We start from the raw sequence: 17057 nt of genomic DNA, 5'->3' as shown, positions 1-17057 counted from the left end.
AAGCCCCTCTATTGAGGGGCTTTTTGTTGCCTGAAAAGAAAAAGTGTTCCAAGCTAGTAGCATCTATAGACGAGGGAAAGTGATTCAACGTGAAAAAAGCACTCTTGCTGCTTACTATTCTAGTAGTCAGTACCATCACTCTATCCTTACTTGCCTTGTATACGGTCATGCAAACCAGCTATGCCGCAAAACTCGTCACCACTTTTATTAATACCCTGACGCCTTATCAACTCGAAACCACCCACGCTGAATATTCTCCTCCATTCCAACTGACGTTAAACGACGTTGAACTGCAACATGACGACAAGGCGATCCAGCTCCCTAAACTCACTTTATGGCTGAGCCAATTCCCTTGGCAGCAAGGCAAATTAAGCTTCGACTCTATTTTAGTCGAAGGCGCAAGTTTAGACCTGAATGAACTTGAATCTCCCCTTTTCGAACAAGTTAAGCTCCACCAGCTAGCTTTTAAACATGTCGATATCAGTGCTAACAAATGGTCGGCTCGTGGTGTGAATATGCAGATAGAAAACCCAGTGTGGCACAGCTATCAACACGGGCTACCTTATGGCGATATCCAGCTATCTGTTGAGCAACTTTACATGCAAGGAGAAGCTCTTGATAACTTGCTCATCGATATGCGTTACCAAGCCGCCAACAGCACAATCTTTGGCAGTTCTTTTAATTGGCGCGGAGCGAATATTTCCGGACAAGCAGAGCAGTATCCGCAAGGTTGGTCATTAATTAACGTCACCATCGACCAACTAAAGCTGCCACTTTCGAGCCAGATAGAAACGCTTTCAACCACACTGGGTAACCTTAATCTGCCGATCTACCATATCAACAGCTTAGATATTCTTAATAGCTCGTTTAACTATCGCCATTGGCGCTTTGAACACCTTGATGCCTCACTAGAGGATCTCGACCTTACTCAGACTATGTGGCAACAACAGACTGGCTATGCCTCATTTAACGCCGAAAGCATTGGCAACGGAGAGTTGCAGCTCTTCTCTCCAAGAGCAAAGCTTGCTTTCAGTTCCAATCGAATCAATATTGAAGAGTTCGACGCCGACTTCAAACAAGGACGCGTGCAACTCCAAGGCGCAGTTTCACCACAAAGCATCACGCTCTCACAGCTCAAACTTGACGGCATAAAATGGCTAGAACAAACCGAGCAGCTAATACCCAGTTTAAAAAACGCCACCGCTTCCGTACAGCATCTAGCCATTGGCCAACTAGAGGTTGAAAACACTCAGTTTATCCAAGTTGAAAAGCAGCCATACTGGCAAGTTTCAGGTTTGAATATTGAAGGCTCTGACCTGATGCTGATTGAGCAAGGTCAATACGGTCTGTTAGAAGGAAAACTAGAGATAAGCGCCAATGCGGCCAGCATAGATAAGCTACTCACCACACAGGCCCACCTGACCGCACATGCTAGCAATAACAAACTCACCTTAGATCGCGCCTTTATTCCGCTAGAACAGGGCTACATAGAAGCTAATGGTATTTGGGATAGAAGCACATTAAGCGCACCGTGGCAGCTAACACTCCATGCCGATGGTCTACCCCTAGAACATTATTTACTAGAGCAAGCACTGCCATTTTCTATCACCGGACTGGCAGAAGCAGAAGTTGAACTTGAAGGCCTATCTGGCGACTATTCAATGCTGTCACATAGCTTGTCAGGAAAGATAACCACCTATTTCCACCAAGCCACTCTAGCAGCGAAAAGTGTCGATGGTGAACAAGAGTATTTGCACCCACTAGATTTAGGGGCTGTAAAAATGATTGCAGATCGAGGAAGAATCTCTGTCAGTAGCCCAACTAGCCACTCACAGGTTGCTGGTGAAATAGATTTGACCAAACCTCAGTTTGCGACCTTGCTGTTTAAATCACAGCAAGAGTGCGCTGAACTTTGGTCAGATATCCTCAATGGTGCCAACGTGATTAAGCAGACTTGCCAGGCCGATAAGCCTAAACCTGAAACGGCCGAACAAGAAGCGAACGCTTACACCGACGCTGAAGAGTCATCACCAAGCACAGACTTATAGTCGGGGATGAGCATATAGGTACCGATGAATTCTACCGCGGCCTGATCGCCACTGTGAATTGTGACATGAATGACAATTCGCGCTTTACGTCCTGACGCCAAACGATCTAAATCACCACTAATACCATCTAATGAAGTTGAAGCGACTGGGTTTTGCGTCACTGGATGGCGGTAACGAATTTGGCTATCTGCCAACACAATATCGCCACTTAAACCACGCTCTTTCATCAGTAGCCAAGTCATGCCCCAACCAGTCAGCGTTGCCAAAGTAAACGCTGAGCCAGCAAACATAGTATTGTGCGGGTTGAGGTTCGGGTTAAGCTGCGCACCACACTCAAACTGATAGCCAGTGTATTGGTTTATCTTAATGCCCATCTTGTCACTAATCGGGATTTGATGCTCCCATCGCTCTTGAAGCTCAGTACACCACTCTGGTTTACGCAGTACATTCGCCATCGGATCGAGCTGCTTGACCATTTGCTGGTGTCTCACCGGGCCACGCTCGTCGGTCAGTTCACCGCGTCGCTCAAAACCATTCTTCTCATAAAAAGAGATCGCATCTTCACGAGCATTACACACCAAGCGCTTTGCTCCTTCCTGACGCGCCAAAGACTCCAGCGCCACTAAGACAAGTGAACCCATGCCTTTGCTACGACGCGAGCCTTTAACCGCCATATAGCGGATTTGACCTTCACTGTCTGGCGTGATGTACAGGCGTCCGATAGCCATTGGTCTACCGCGACCATCAACAATCATGCGGTGATGGCTCATCGGATCGTATTCATCGCGCTCAGAACCAATCGGCATTCGCCATGGCTCGCGCAACATTTGCCAACGAAAGTGATAATACTTATTCAGTTGGTTATCTGTTTTTGGCGTGATCAGCTTAAACATAAAAATCCTTTTTATAGAGACGAGATCGCCTCTCTACTAACCTTATAATTATACTTGCAACCAGAAGGTTACGGGGCCGTCATTAACTAACGACACTTTCATATCTGCCGCAAAGCGTCCTCGCTCCGTCGGTAATACTTCTGCGCAGCGATCCGCAAAGTATTCATACAAACGCTCAGCGTCCGCTGGGTGTGCGCCACGAGAAAATCCGGCTCGAGTGCCTTTCTTAGTATCAGCGGGTAACGTGAATTGAGAGACCACCAGCACTTTACCATCGACTTGTTTCACGTTGAGGTTCATCTTGTCCTCATCGTCACCAAACACACGGTAAGTCGTTACGCGCTCCATCAAACGTTTTGCTTTCGCTTCATCATCGTCTTTTTCTACGCCTAACAACACAAGTAGACCTTTGTCGATCTCTCCTACCACTTCACCATCTACGCGTACGGCTGCCTCACTTACTCTCTGGATCAGTGCTATCACTCTGCTTTCCTTTGTCTGGCTCAATATTAGATTGGGTTGAGTTTACCATTTCTTGTTGCTCACTCCACTGCTCTCTTTCACCCAATGCCGCCGTCACCTCAGCACCAACTAGAACAATGAGCCAACATAAGTAGACCCAAACAAACAGGATAGGAATCGCAGCCAAAGCGCCGTAAATCAACTGATAAGAAGGGAACTCGGTAATATAAGCGGCAAATCCTTTCTTACTCGCCTCAAACAGCAGTGCGGCGACAATTGCGCCAATAACCGCATGGGGGAATCGCACTTTCTTGTTTGGCACTAATAGATATAAACCGACGAAAGCGAAGAACGACAGTAAGAAGGGTAGCCAACGTAACAACAGGTTATAGACACCAGATATTGCCTCACTCTCAAGTATTTTCAGAGAAGTGACATAGGAAGTCGCAGCAATACTGGCGCCAACAAGTATTGGCCCAAGCGTCAGTACCATCCAGTACATTGAAAAGGAAAACACAGCACGGCGCTTTTCTGTTACGCGCCAAATGTAATTGAGATTTTTATCAATATTCGAGATCAGCATCAAAGCCGCCACAAACAAGAAGGCACCACCGACAGCACTCATTTTTCCTGTGTTGGCGACAAACTCTAACAAGGCATTCTTAACCGCATCTCCTGCGGCAGGCACAAAATGAGTAATCACAAAATCTTGCAGTGCAGTACCAGCATTTTCAAAAATAGCAAAAGAGGATAATACTGATAGCAACACTGTGAGCATAGGCACAATTGATAGCAGGGTAATGTACGCCAGATAGCCAGCATTAACATTGACTCTATCGTGACCCATTCTAGTCAGCAGATAGCGCGCAAATAATACGGTTTGCTTAATCACTGGCTCGATTTTCAACTTGTAACTCCCTACTATCTCAGTCATCCTAACAATCTAATTCTAAAGGAAAGGAAACCATCATGCCGTACTTACTGGCTATTGTATTGTCGATTTTTACCCTAACAGGGTGTCAATCAGCCTATTACTCTGCAATGGAACAAGTAGGCTACCATAAACGAGACATCATGGTGGATCGTGTTGAAGACGCTAAACAATCACAACAAGACGCGCAGCAAGAATTTACTAGTGCACTGGAAGCGCTTTCTGCACTAACCAACTTCGACGGTGGAGAACTAGAAACCGTCTACAACCAGATCAACGACAAGTACCAAGACAGTGAAAAAGCCGCGCAAGATGTCAGTGACCGCATTGCCGCGATTGAAGATGTGTCTGATGCGCTATTTGCCGAATGGCAAGAAGAGCTAAAGCTATACACTAGTTCCAAGCTTAAGCGTTCGAGTGAACAAAAACTTAAAGAGACTCAGCGCTCATACAATACTATGTTATCAGCGATGAAGCGCGCAGAAGACAAAATGACCCCAGTACTCAATACACTGCGCGACAATACTCTTTATCTAAAGCACAACCTTAACGCGAGCGCGATTGGCTCTCTACAGGGTGAGTTTGCAAGCTTGGAACAAGATATCCAATACGCAATACAAGATATGAATGCTGCGATTGCAGAATCGGATAAGTTTCTGCGAAAGCTAAGTCAAAAGTAAGATAAATCCATTAGCTTTTAGACTCATTTAATCACCTAATATTCCTCCAGAAAATAGTGCCCCTTAACAAGCAAAATTAACTTCACTTTTGCTTGCTACACGGTAAGAATGCAGCCAAATCAATGACTACTATTTTCTGCGAGGACTCATTCTAGTGCTTAGAAAGTTCACTCTTATCTCTTTAATTACCATCGTCTCTGGCTGCACGGCAAAAGTAACTCTGGTTGATGGCGCTCACTCCGTAAGGTCAATGACCGCTCGCACAGAGCAACTCTATGCATGCGAGTTTTTGGGTAGTGGCTCGGTGTCTGACTTGCATGCAAATAATGTCACACCAACAATTCGCAACCAAGCCTATATGAAAGGGGCGACACACTATCGTATCACTGAAATCATTTCGAAGGATTATAGGGACCGTATGTCTGGTGCAAACTATGACATGTACCAATGTAGTAGCAGCTATAAATAACCAGCGAAGCCAACGGTGATCTAGTGTTTACAAGATGACTGTTTGGTTTTGTTCAGCATCTAAACCTAAAACTTGGCGAACAAAAGCAACCCTCTCAGTCAGCGTGCCCCATGGCACCTCAACCACTTGATAACCTAGCTCCGAATAGGTTTCGACAAGCACTTGGTGGATTTGAAGCGCTTCTTCAAAGCTATGTGGGCGCACCGCATCTTGAACATAAATCGAGGCTTCAGGTCGGCACACAAACACCTGACTATGGTATCCAGCACTTTGGTCTAGGAACTCTTGCTCCACCTCGCAGCCGCCCACTTTAAGATAGCCAACAATATCAGGAATGGCTCGATCCATAAAAGCCACCTGTGATTGCTGCGCAGTGAGCTTTTGGTTACCCATAAACCTTAAGCATAAACGCGCGAATTTAGGTAAGCCGGTCCATGGCAAAATACCATCTGGCAGCAGGCTCTGCTGCTCAATCAACGCGCGAGATCCTTCAGTAAATGTGGCATAGCCATATTCATCTAAAGCCTCAAGCAAGGTTGTTTTACCTGCACCCGGGCCGCCAGTAATTATGATAGGTTTCATTTCCACACCCTAAAAAACAAAAGCCCCAAGTTGGTATCAACTCAGGGCTTTAAAGCTTGAATAACAACTAAGTGATATTACTTAGCGTTACGTGCTTCACGCTTACGATCACTTTCCGTTAGGAACTTCTTACGGATACGGATGCTTTCTGGCGTAACTTCTACTAGCTCGTCGTCATCGATGAATTCTAGCGCTTGCTCTAGAGTCATGATGATTGGCGGAGTCAGTACCTGTGCGTCATCAGTACCAGATGCACGTACGTTGGTTAGCTGCTTACCTTTTAGCGCGTTTACCGTTAGGTCGTTATCACGGCTGTGAATACCGATAACCATGCCTTCGTATACTTCAACACCGTGACCAATGAACATGCGACCACGCTCTTGAAGGTTAAACAGTGCGTTAGTTAGTGCTTTACCTGCCGCGTTCGCGATCAGTACGCCGTTGATACGTTGACCAATGTTACCGCCTTTGTGAGGGCCGTAGTGATCAAACGTATGGTATAGAAGACCAGAACCAGACGTCAGTGTCATGAACTCAGTTTGGAAACCAATCAGACCACGAGATGGCATTACGAAGTCCATACGTACACGGCCTTTGCCATCTGGAGACATATCTTTCAGCTCACCTTTACGTAGGCCGATGTTCTCCATGATGCCACCTTGGTGCTCTTCCATCACGTCGATAGTTACCGTCTCAAACGGTTCCATTAGCTGACCATCTTCTTCTTTGATGATTACTTCTGGACGAGATACTGCTAGCTCAAAACCTTCACGACGCATGTTTTCGATCAGGATAGATAGGTGAAGTTCACCACGACCAGATACGCGGAATTTGTCTGGATCGTCAGTCTGTTCTACACGTAGTGCAACGTTGTGTACCAGTTCCTTCTCTAGACGCTCAAGGATGTTACGTGAAGTCACGAACTTACCTTCTTTACCCGCGAACGGAGAAGTGTTCACTTGGAACGTCATTGTTACTGTTGGCTCATCAACAGATAGCGCAGGTAGCGCTTCAACTTGGTTCTGTGCACAGATAGTGTCAGAGATCTTCAGCTCACCCAGACCAGTGATCGCGATGATGTCACCCGCGTTCGCTTGATCTACGTCGTGACGCTCTAGACCTAGGTAACCCATTACCGTACCGACTTTACCGTTGCGAGTCTTACCGTCAGCACCGATAACTGTCACTTGTTGGTTTGGCTTAACGCTACCACGAGTTACACGAGCAACACCGATAACACCAACGTAAGAGCTGTAATCTAGCTGAGAAACCTGCATCTGTAGTGGACCTTCTAGGTCAACTTGTGGTGCAGATACTTCTTCAACGATAGTTTGGAACAATGGTTCCATGTCTTCGCCAGTTTCGCCTTCTTCTAGAGATGCCCAACCGTTTAGTGCAGAAGCGTAAACCACTTTAAAGTCTAGTTGTTCGTCAGTTGCACCTAGGTTGTCGAATAGGTCGAATACTTGATCCATAACCCAATCAGGACGCGCACCTGGGCGGTCAATCTTGTTGATTACAACGATTGGCTTAAGGCCGTGAGCAAAGGCTTTTTGCGTTACGAAACGCGTTTGCGGCATTGGGCCGTCAACTGCGTCAACGATAAGTAGCACTGAGTCTACCATCGACATGATACGTTCTACTTCACCACCGAAGTCCGCGTGTCCCGGAGTATCTACGATGTTGATGCGGTAATCATTCCAGTTAATTGCTGTGTTTTTAGCAAGAATGGTAATACCACGCTCTTTCTCGATGTCGTTCGAGTCCATGACTCGCTCTTCAGCTTCACCGCGAGACTCTAAAGTACCTGATTGCTGTAGTAGTTTATCAACCAGTGTAGTTTTACCGTGGTCAACGTGCGCGATGATCGCGATATTTCTTAAATTATCAATCTGTGGAGTAGCCATGGATTTTGATTCACTTATAAAAGAAGCAACCCTCTTAAATTGAACATTTAATGAGCACTGCCTATTTGATTAAAAAAACGACCGTAATGTACCAGATTCTAGCGAAAAACCCAGAAATATGTGATCTGATTCGCTCCATTTCGACGAATTTTTTATTGATGAAACGCAAGCTCACTCCGAGTAAAGGGAAATCCCCATTGACATGCGGTCGAAAACTCGGCTGAATGAATGTCGATTTTGTCTTATCTTGGTGCAACACACACCAAACGCACCAATTAAGTGCAAACAAAGATCATTTTGGTGCAAAGAGCTGCACCAAATTAACACCAAAATCGCTAATTTATTGAAATTAATGGATTAATTTTTTTGGCACGCTTTTGGCTTTAAGAGAAATAGCATCGATTAATACGATTGAAATGAAATTAATCAATGCTGGATTTCATAAACCGAATCGAGCTAAACCGCTTTAATAACACTGGAGGTTATCCAAGATGTCAGTAGAAAACGTTCTATCTCTGATCCAAGAAAACGAAGTTAAGTTTGTTGACCTACGCTTTACCGACACTAAAGGTAAAGAGCAGCACGTATCTATCCCTGCTCACCAAGTTGACGCAGACTTCTTCGAAGAAGGTAAAATGTTTGACGGTTCATCAGTTGCTGGCTGGAAAGGCATCAACGAATCAGACATGGTAATGATGCCTGACGCATCATCTGCTGTACTAGACCCGTTCACTGAAGATGCAACGCTAAACGTTCGTTGTGACATCCTTGAGCCTGCAACAATGCAAGGCTACGACCGTGACCCTCGCTCAATCGCAAAACGCGCTGAAGACTACCTACGCGCTACTGGTATCGCTGATACAGTACTTGTTGGTCCAGAGCCAGAGTTCTTCCTATTTGATGACGTTAAGTTCGCAACTGACATGTCTGGTTCTTTCTTCAAGATTGACGATATCGAAGCAGCTTGGAACACAGGTTCAGACATCGAAGGCGGTAACAAAGGTCACCGTCCAGGCGTGAAAGGTGGTTACTTCCCAGTAGCACCAGTGGATTCTTCTCAAGACATCCGTAGCGCAATGTGTCTAATCCTAGAAGAGATGGGCCAAGTAGTAGAAGCGCACCACCACGAAGTAGCAACTGCGGGTCAGAACGAAATCGCAACTCGCTTTAACACGCTAACGGCGAAAGCGGACGAAATCCAAGTTTACAAGTACGTGGTACACAACGTTGCTCACGCATTTGGTAAAACAGCGACATTCATGCCTAAACCACTTGTTGGTGACAACGGCTCTGGTATGCACGTTCACCAATCTCTAGCGAAAGACGGTGTTAACCTATTCGCTGGTGACAAGTACGGCGGCCTATCTGAAATGGCGCTTTACTACATCGGTGGTGTTATCAAGCACGCTAAAGCAATCAACGCATTTGCTAACGCTTCAACTAACTCGTACAAGCGTCTTGTACCGGGCTTCGAAGCGCCAGTTATGCTTGCTTACTCAGCACGTAACCGTTCTGCTTCTATCCGTATCCCTGTGGTACCAAGCCCTAAAGCACGTCGTATCGAGCTACGCTTCGGTGATCCATCTGCGAACCCATACCTATGTTTCGCTGCAATGCTTATGGCTGGTCTTGACGGTATCAAGAACAAGATCCACCCAGGTGAAGCAATGGATAAAGACCTTTACGACCTACCAGCAGAAGAAGCAGCTGAAATCCCAACTGTTGCTTACTCACTAAAAGAAGCACTAGAGTGTCTAGACGCTGACCGTGAGTTCCTAACAGCTGGCGGCGTATTCTCTGACGACTTCATCGACTCTTACATCGATCTTAAGTCTCAAGACGTAGAGAAAGTAAACATGACAACTCACCCACTAGAGTTCGAATTGTACTACTCTGTATAATCAACTTTAGTACGCGCTAGCGCGTCGAGTTACATAAAACTAAGGCTCACCTCGCAGGTGAGTCTTTTTGTTTCTATGCCGTTTATTGCGCCTGATACCATGACAGTGACATCAAATCAGGAACGGTTATGCGCCTACTTCAACTCGCTCTCACAACTAGTCTACTCTTCTGCGCTATAACAGCAGCTCAAACTGTGTATACCTGGGTTGATGATGATGGTACTCGTCATTTCAGTGACTCACAGCCCGAAAACACGGCCAGTGCAATTACCTTGCCTCAGCATGAACCAATAACTGCTCCTTCAGATCAACAAGAAGAAGGCCAAACCTTGGATCAGCACAATATTGAGCAACAGCAAGTTCCCTCTTCCTCACCCCCACTAACGATACCACTGGAAGTAAACATTACCGTGCCGGAGCCAGACTCAGCGGTAAGAAGCAATAACGGCTCGCTGCAAATAAAAGCGACGCTCAACCGTAATCTTGCCCGAAATGAGCAACTACAACTTCTTGTCAACGGGGTTAGTTATGGCGACCTTAACACTCAGCCCAATTGGCAGTTAGAAAACCTCGATCGAGGTCAACACTCATTGAGCATTCAAGCATTTAGAGACGGCAAGCTTATTGCATCGTCTCAACCTATTACGGTGCATTTACTGCGAGCAACCATCAAATCGGTGAAACCAATCCCTAATTCCTAGGACTTTCACCTATTTTCGCTTCAGTTCTCACATTCAATGCGCCATACTTGAATTACTTAACGCACCATATTGGTGCATTGCACAATTCAAGTTCAAGGATGGGGCAAAAGCAGTGGATAGCGAACTCAACGACATTATTTTAAATCATCAAGTCACGGCGATTTTGATCATGAACGAATCGCTGTTGGTCAAATACGCCAACCCAGCCGCAGAGCAGCTTTTTTCCCAGAGCGCTAAGCGAATCGTTGACCATCCTCTTTCCCACTTAATTCAGCACGCCTCGATGGATCTCGCCTTGCTCTCTCAGCCTTTGCAAAGCGGTCAAAGCATCACAGATAGTGACGTGACTTTTGTGGTCGATGGTAAGCCTTTGATGTTAGAAGTTACCGTTAGCCCTATTTCTTGGAAAAAAGAGTTAATGCTGCTTGTCGAGATGAGAAAGATTGGCCAACAGCGTCGTTTATCTCAAGAGCTCAATCAACATGCGCAGCAACAAGCGGCCAAGCTTCTGGTGCGCGGATTAGCCCATGAAATTAAGAATCCTCTAGGAGGGTTGAGAGGAGCGGCACAACTGCTTGAGCGAACCTTGCCAGACCCAAGCTTAGCGGAATATACCCAGATCATTATTGAGCAAGCAGACCGGCTTCGCGCGTTAGTCGACAGGTTGTTGGGCCCGCAAAAACCCGGTAAGAAGCAACCAGAGAATCTGCATCTGATTTTGGAAAAAGTTCGCCAGCTTGTCGACCTTGAAGTCAATCAAAGTGTCACGATTGAACGAGACTATGACCCGAGCTTGCCAGAAATCTTAATGGATGCGGATCAGATAGAACAAGCACTGCTTAACATTGTTAGCAATGCTGGACACATACTAAAAAACCAATCGAATAGCCAAATCACCATTCGCACCAGAACGGTGCATCAAGCCAACATACATGGCCAGAGATGCAAATTAGCCGCTCGGATCGAAATTATCGACAATGGGCCGGGTATTCCAGCCGAGTTACAAGACACGCTGTTTTACCCAATGGTCAGTGGCCGTGAGGGGGGGACAGGACTTGGGCTTTCGATTGCACAAAATCTGATCGACCAACATCAAGGTAAAATTGATGTTGAGAGTTGGCCAGGTAGAACAACATTTACGATTTATTTACCTATTTAAACAACATTAGTGGCATTGCTGTAAGGAAAACAATATGAGTAAAGGATATGTTTGGGTGGTCGATGACGACAGCTCCATTCGCTGGGTCATGGAGAAGACCCTATCATCTGCCAATATCAAGTGTGAAACCTTTGCTGATGCAGAGAGCGTGCTGATGGCGCTTGAACGTGAAACACCTGATGTGCTTGTTTCCGATATACGCATGCCTGGTATTGACGGCATTGAGCTCCTTAAGCAAGTCCATGAACGCTCGCCTGAATTACCCGTGATCATTATGACTGCCCACTCCGATCTCGATGCAGCTGTAAATGCTTATCAGAAAGGGGCATTTGAGTATTTACCTAAACCATTTGATGTTGATGAAACGCTGACCTTAGTTGAGCGCGCCATTACCCATAGCCAAGAACAAAAACAAGAACAGGCTTCCCTTGCTGACGATAACTACACACCACCAGAAATTATTGGTGAAGCGCCCGCTATGCAAGAAGTGTTTCGCGCTATCGGTCGTTTGTCGCGTTCATCTATCTCTGTGCTGATCAATGGTGAATCAGGTACTGGTAAAGAACTGGTCGCTCATGCCCTTCATCGCCACAGCCCAAGAGCCAGTAAGCCTTTTATCGCCTTGAATATGGCCGCGATACCAAAAGACTTAATCGAGTCTGAGTTGTTTGGTCATGAAAAAGGAGCATTTACCGGCGCAAATAGCGTTCGCCAAGGCCGTTTTGAACAAGCCAATGGCGGTACTCTGTTCTTGGATGAGATTGGCGACATGCCGCTCGATATTCAAACGCGATTGCTGCGTGTTCTCGCGGATGGTCAGTTTTATCGTGTTGGCGGCCACTCGCCAATTAAAGTGGATGTAAGAATTGTCGCAGCAACCCACCAAAACCTTGAAAAGCTGGTGCATAAAGGGGATTTCCGTGAAGATTTGTTTCACCGCCTCAATGTTATTCGCATCCAGATCCCAGCCTTAAGAGAGCGCAAACAAGATATTGAAAAGCTCACGCTACATTTCCTCGCTCTTGCCGCAGAAGAACTTGGCGTCGATGTAAAAACACTTCATCCAAGCACAGTTGAAACACTCAACCGTTTAGATTGGCCAGGCAACGTACGTCAGCTCGAGAACATCTGCCGCTGGCTAACCGTCATGGCGAGCGGTACTGAAGTTTTACCTGCCGATCTTCCCACTGAGCTGCTTGAAGAAAAAACACACAACGATGTTTCCTCTTCAGGCTCTTGGCAGCAACAACTCGCAACATGGGCCAAAAGTTCACTATCACAAGGCGATACGGAGCTACTTTCTTATGCACTTCCTGAATTTGAACGTATACTTTTGGAAGCGGCGTTGGAGCATACCAACGGGCATAAGCAAGATGCAGCAAAAGTATTAGGTTGGGGACGAAATACACTAACACGTAAGCTCAAGGAACTCTATTAACACTGGAACAAACGTCACAACTTGATTGATATAGAGGTGATTTAATCAACACAGCTAAACTCATTAGCTTGAATAATAAGGATAAATCACCTACTTTTTAATCAATACACTCGCTCGCATTTAATACAATAATAAATTCAGAGTACTGTATCAGCAGAAGAACACGGATGTCAGCGACCACTCAAATCACTCTTAGAACCGCCGTAGTACTACCGTTTGTGATGATTTTTATCTTCACCATAGGCGTGATCGTCACTGTTCAAAAAAATAGTTACGAAGAGATGGTAGTAGATATCAGTGACAAGCAGCTCACTGCCCTGACCGACAACGTTAACCTTGAACTTCACAGTTTTCTAGACGAACCCTTTCAAGCAAGCTTAGCTTTGAGCCACTCCATAGGTTTCAATCGACTCTATACTCCGGGTGACACCACAGAGATTGAGCAGTATTTGCTTACCTCATTTCGGAACCTCTACAACAATTTCCCGCAACTTGATGTAATTGGTTTTGGCGGAGAAAGTGCTGAGTATATCGGCTTTCGCAAGGAGCCGAATAAAGGTTATACCCTAATGGTGCAAGATGACCGCACTGACGGAAAGCTTGTCATTTACCGTGGACAGGTGATCAGCGAAGATATTCGATCAGTATTTGAAGGTTACGATCCACGGATTCGTCCTTGGTATGCACCTGTTGCCAAAAGTCTAGTGCCTATGTGGTCATCAATATATGCCAACGCGGATGAGCGACAAGAAATCACTCTCTCGGCATTAACTCCGGTCTTTTACGACCAAGTTTTTCAAGGTGTTGTCGTCACGGACATCAAAATCGATACCTTCAATACCTTTCTAAAAGCTCAACAACAAAAAACCAATGCCGTGCTCTACATCGTCGACGATAAGAATCGTGTTGTCGCCCAGTCGACCAGTGGGCGAATTGTCTCTTGGGGTACACCACAAAGTAAGAAAGGTGAACGGCTGCTTGCTACCGAAAGCTCAGATCCTATCGTCAAAGCTAACGCTGACTATTTCTCATCTCGCCAGCTGCATCAGAAAAGCGAGACTCAAAGGTACACGCTTGATATTGAAGGTGAGCGCTACTTCAATCATTTTACCCCTTACACTGACGAACATGGATTGAAGTGGTATATCGGCGTCGCCATTTCAGAAAATCACTTATTGGGTAAACTTCCTGAAAGCCAAAGAAATAGCTGGATAATTGGTGTCATTGCCAGTTTTATCGGCATAGGTTTAGGTCTGGTCGCTTTTAACCGTATCGTCGCGCCAATCACATCGACAGCGGCAGCGGCTAAGCGTCTAGCGAAAGGGGATTGGGATAGTCATATGCCAAAGCCCGGAAGTATTTACGAAACAACTATGCTGGTTTACGCCTTTAATGAGATGGCGAATAACCTTAAAGCTTCGTTCAGAGCGCTTCGCTCTCAGCTTCTCTACGACTCTTTAACCAAACTTTATAGTCGAGAAGGGTTGATAGATACCTGTGACAAACTTCCTGCTCTAAATGGCACACTGATGCTGGTTGGTATCAATAAGTTTAGAGATATCAATGACAGCCTAGGTCATTATCAAGGTGATCAACTACTGATTACTATTTCGCGACGTCTCAAATCAGTATTCACTGGTGAGTATTACTTGGCACGAATTGGCGGAGATGAGTTCGCCATTTATATACCCGAACAACAAAATGGCGAGAGCTCCCTTCAAACTGCAAATCGAGTTCTAAATACATTCGCCTCTCCTTTTGTCATGGAGCAAGAAAGCGTTGTTGTCAGTGTATCAATCGGTATTGTTGAAAATGGCCCGGATGAAAACATGACTCTGTGGCTAAGAAACGGCAGTATCGCACTAAGTAATGCGAAACAAGATTTGACGAGTATTAGCCACTACCGTCCTGAAATGGCAGATATTTCTCGTAACCGCACGCTAATGCAGGTCAAAATTAAAGATGCATTGGAACACAATGAGTTTGTACCTTTCTATCAACCCCTTGTTGACCTTAAGACTGGAGAAGTCGTCGGCGCAGAGGCCTTAGCACGTTGGCTCTCCCCTTCTGCTGGTTTGGTATCGCCAATGGACTTTATTCCTATTGCAGAAGAAAGTGGACTGATTGGCGCAATTGGCGAACAGATACTGCTTCAAGCCTGTAACGACACAGTTCAAGGGATGAAAGAGGGCAAATGGGACTCATCGTTCCATATACACGTCAACCTGTCAGTAAATCAACTATCTCAACCAGACTTCATTTCAACGTTGCAAAAGGTTCTCGCTCAGTCGACATTGAGCGCTAACAATCTGACCTTGGAAATTACTGAATCACGCATCGTTGACAACGATCCCGTCACTATTCAGAACATGCAGGCAATACGTGATCTCGGTGTTCATATCGCGATTGATGATTTTGGTACTGGTTACAGCTCGCTCGCTTACTTGCACAAGCTGCCCTTTAACTGCCTTAAGATTGATCGCACTTTCGTTAATAACCTTAACCCTGAAGAGCTTGATACCTCGATTGTCGCTGCGATTGTCAATATGACCAAAGGAATGAAGGTATCGCTTATTGCAGAAGGTATTGAAACGGATGAACAGGCCAAATTGTTATCAAAGCTCAACTGTCCACTTGGCCAAGGCTTCTTATACAGCAGACCTGTTCCTTATGAAGAATGGCCAAGCAATCTAGTTAACATAAAATAAGGCCCTTCTTTATAAGCAACGCTCCAAGTTGTATTGATAATCATATCTTTTGAGCGAGTCACGGTTTCTTGATTACCTTCCTCCTAAGATGAAAAGAACAACTTATGGTAAGCAAGGAAGCTTGAAGTGGCAAAGTATGCCTTAATAGTACTGTGTTTCATCTTTTCGAGTCACAGCTATGCATTGAAACCTCTGACTGGTGTTCAAGACGAGTGGCCGCCGTATTTTAATGCTCCGTCTCAACCTCTTGGCTATGCCCATCAGATAGTCAAAGACACACTATGTCTTGCGGGGTATGCATTAGAAACACATTTTCTACCCTGGAAGAGAGCGTATAAGTCAACGCTAGAAGCAAAATCAGACGTCTTACTTGGAGTGTGGAAAACACCGGAAAGAGAGCAAGACTTTCTATTTAGCCATCCCTATTACATCAATCAAATTAAATTAATAAGCCCCAAGTCGGCACCTATTAAGTATCAAGACGCTCAGAGCCTTAGCGAGATCAGGCTAGGTTTAGTCTCTGGGTACGCTTATGGGGAGGCATTAAAGTCTAAGACAGGGCTTAATATTCTTGCAGCGAAAGATGTCAAAGAGAACATTCTGTATTTAACTAAACAAAGAGCGGATGCCATCTTGATGGATGAGGCTGTCTTCTCTTGGAATCTAAAAACGATGGAGCTCAAGCAAAAAGACTTTTACGTATCAGATCTTGCGGTAAAGAGAGTTCCTCTACACATCGCTGTAAGTCGTGAGCACCCATTAGCAGAAGCGATTATTTCTCACTTCAATTCCGCTTTAAGAAGCAGTTCCGCATGCGAAACTCAGTAATATCAAACTCTAATACAGCAAGAACGAAAAAACCCCAGCATTTCTGCTGGGGTTTAAATAGTGGCGGAGAGATAGGGATTTGAACCCTAGATACGCTATTAACGTATGCCGGTTTTCAAGACCGGTGCTTTCAACCACTCAGCCATCTCTCCACAAATTGTTCCTAAAACTTAGTCTTACTTAATAATGCTATGTTTTAGTTTTGCCTTCAGATTTTTCAAAATCTGAAAACATAAAGTAAGCCTGGCGATGTCCTACTCTCACATGGGGAAGCCCCACACTACCATCGGCGCTAATTCGTTTCACTTCTGAGTTCGGCATGGAATCAGGTGGGTCCAAATCGCTATGGT

Annotated in this window: 14 protein-coding genes, 1 tRNA gene and 1 rRNA gene; 9 read left to right on the top strand and 7 right to left on the bottom strand. The window is 45.4% G+C overall.

Features of this window, described 5'->3' with window-relative positions; genetic code table 11:
* Positions 1-89: 89 nt before the first annotated feature.
* Complete coding sequence (locus AC5O63_RS16135; protein WP_494505598.1) at positions 90-2048, top strand: AsmA family protein; 1959 nt, start codon at positions 90-92, stop codon at positions 2046-2048.
* On the opposite strand, the gene AC5O63_RS16130 is transcribed toward AC5O63_RS16135, so the two are convergent.
* The 3 genes from AC5O63_RS16130 to AC5O63_RS16120 are packed head-to-tail and all read right to left on the bottom strand — an operon-like array spanning position 2006 to position 4337.
* Entirely contained in the window at positions 2006-2941 is a 936-nt protein-coding gene (locus AC5O63_RS16130; protein WP_239852534.1) for a bifunctional GNAT family N-acetyltransferase/hotdog fold thioesterase, read from the bottom strand. The two genes, AC5O63_RS16135 and AC5O63_RS16130, sit on opposite strands and share 43 nt — an antisense overlap.
* A gap of 48 nt (positions 2942-2989) precedes the next feature.
* Positions 2990-3424, bottom strand: coding sequence for a D-aminoacyl-tRNA deacylase (dtd, locus tag AC5O63_RS16125; RefSeq protein WP_069667708.1), 435 nt, complete (start codon positions 3422-3424; stop codon positions 2990-2992).
* Positions 3396-4337, bottom strand: coding sequence for a virulence factor BrkB family protein (locus AC5O63_RS16120; protein ID WP_494505597.1), 942 nt, complete (start codon positions 4335-4337; stop codon positions 3396-3398). The genes dtd and AC5O63_RS16120 overlap by 29 nt, the downstream gene beginning before the upstream one ends.
* A 35-nt stretch (positions 4338-4372) precedes the next feature.
* On the opposite strand from AC5O63_RS16120, the gene AC5O63_RS16115 reads away from it, so the two are divergent.
* Positions 4373-5014 carry a DUF2959 domain-containing protein gene (locus AC5O63_RS16115; protein WP_494505596.1) on the top strand — a complete coding sequence of 214 codons (642 nt, stop codon included), beginning with the start codon at positions 4373-4375 and terminating at the stop codon, positions 5012-5014.
* Positions 5015-5168: 154 nt separating this feature from the next.
* Complete coding sequence (locus tag AC5O63_RS16110) at positions 5169-5483, top strand: hypothetical protein (protein WP_494505595.1); 315 nt, start codon at positions 5169-5171, stop codon at positions 5481-5483.
* Positions 5484-5510: 27 nt separating this feature from the next.
* Here the strand turns inward: AC5O63_RS16110 and AC5O63_RS16105 are convergent, their stop codons facing one another.
* Together AC5O63_RS16105 and typA are read right to left on the bottom strand one after the other, a co-directional pair.
* Positions 5511-6065, bottom strand: coding sequence for an AAA family ATPase (locus AC5O63_RS16105; protein WP_494505594.1), 555 nt, complete (start codon positions 6063-6065; stop codon positions 5511-5513).
* A 77-nt stretch (positions 6066-6142) separates the two neighbouring features.
* Positions 6143-7972 carry a translational GTPase TypA gene (gene typA / locus AC5O63_RS16100; RefSeq protein WP_004749012.1) on the bottom strand — a complete coding sequence of 610 codons (1830 nt, stop codon included), beginning with the start codon at positions 7970-7972 and terminating at the stop codon, positions 6143-6145.
* A gap of 491 nt (positions 7973-8463) precedes the next feature.
* Between typA and glnA the strand changes: the two genes are divergently transcribed.
* From glnA to AC5O63_RS16070, 6 genes are all read left to right on the top strand, one after another.
* Positions 8464-9873 carry a glutamate--ammonia ligase gene (glnA, locus tag AC5O63_RS16095; RefSeq protein ID WP_004749011.1) on the top strand — a complete coding sequence of 470 codons (1410 nt, stop codon included), beginning with the start codon at positions 8464-8466 and terminating at the stop codon, positions 9871-9873.
* A 128-nt stretch (positions 9874-10001) separates the two neighbouring features.
* Positions 10002-10574, top strand: coding sequence for a DUF4124 domain-containing protein (locus tag AC5O63_RS16090; protein ID WP_494505593.1), 573 nt, complete (start codon positions 10002-10004; stop codon positions 10572-10574).
* Positions 10575-10686: 112 nt separating this feature from the next.
* Positions 10687-11733, top strand: coding sequence for a nitrogen regulation protein NR(II) (gene glnL, locus AC5O63_RS16085; protein ID WP_494505592.1), 1047 nt, complete (start codon positions 10687-10689; stop codon positions 11731-11733).
* A gap of 34 nt (positions 11734-11767) precedes the next feature.
* A complete protein-coding gene (gene glnG / locus AC5O63_RS16080; RefSeq protein WP_494505591.1) occupies positions 11768-13171 on the top strand; it encodes a nitrogen regulation protein NR(I) in 1404 nt (467 codons plus the stop codon).
* 167 nt (positions 13172-13338) lie between these two features.
* Entirely contained in the window at positions 13339-15879 is a 2541-nt protein-coding gene (gene gepA / locus AC5O63_RS16075) for a phosphodiesterase GepA (protein ID WP_494505590.1), read from the top strand.
* 126 nt (positions 15880-16005) lie between these two features.
* Positions 16006-16707, top strand: a complete 702-nt coding sequence (locus AC5O63_RS16070; RefSeq protein ID WP_494505589.1) for a substrate-binding periplasmic protein — start codon at positions 16006-16008, stop codon at positions 16705-16707.
* A gap of 61 nt (positions 16708-16768) precedes the next feature.
* On the opposite strand, the gene AC5O63_RS16065 is transcribed toward AC5O63_RS16070, so the two are convergent.
* Both AC5O63_RS16065 and rrf read right to left on the bottom strand, forming a co-directional pair.
* Positions 16769-16859, bottom strand: a tRNA-Ser gene (locus AC5O63_RS16065).
* 89 nt (positions 16860-16948) lie between these two features.
* Positions 16949-17057, bottom strand: a 5S ribosomal RNA gene (gene rrf, locus AC5O63_RS16060); the annotation flags it as partial.

This window comes from Vibrio sp. SCP2 (genome assembly GCF_059295395.1).
Note: the sequence above shows the minus strand (reverse complement) of the source record. Positions and strands in the feature narration are given on the sequence as shown.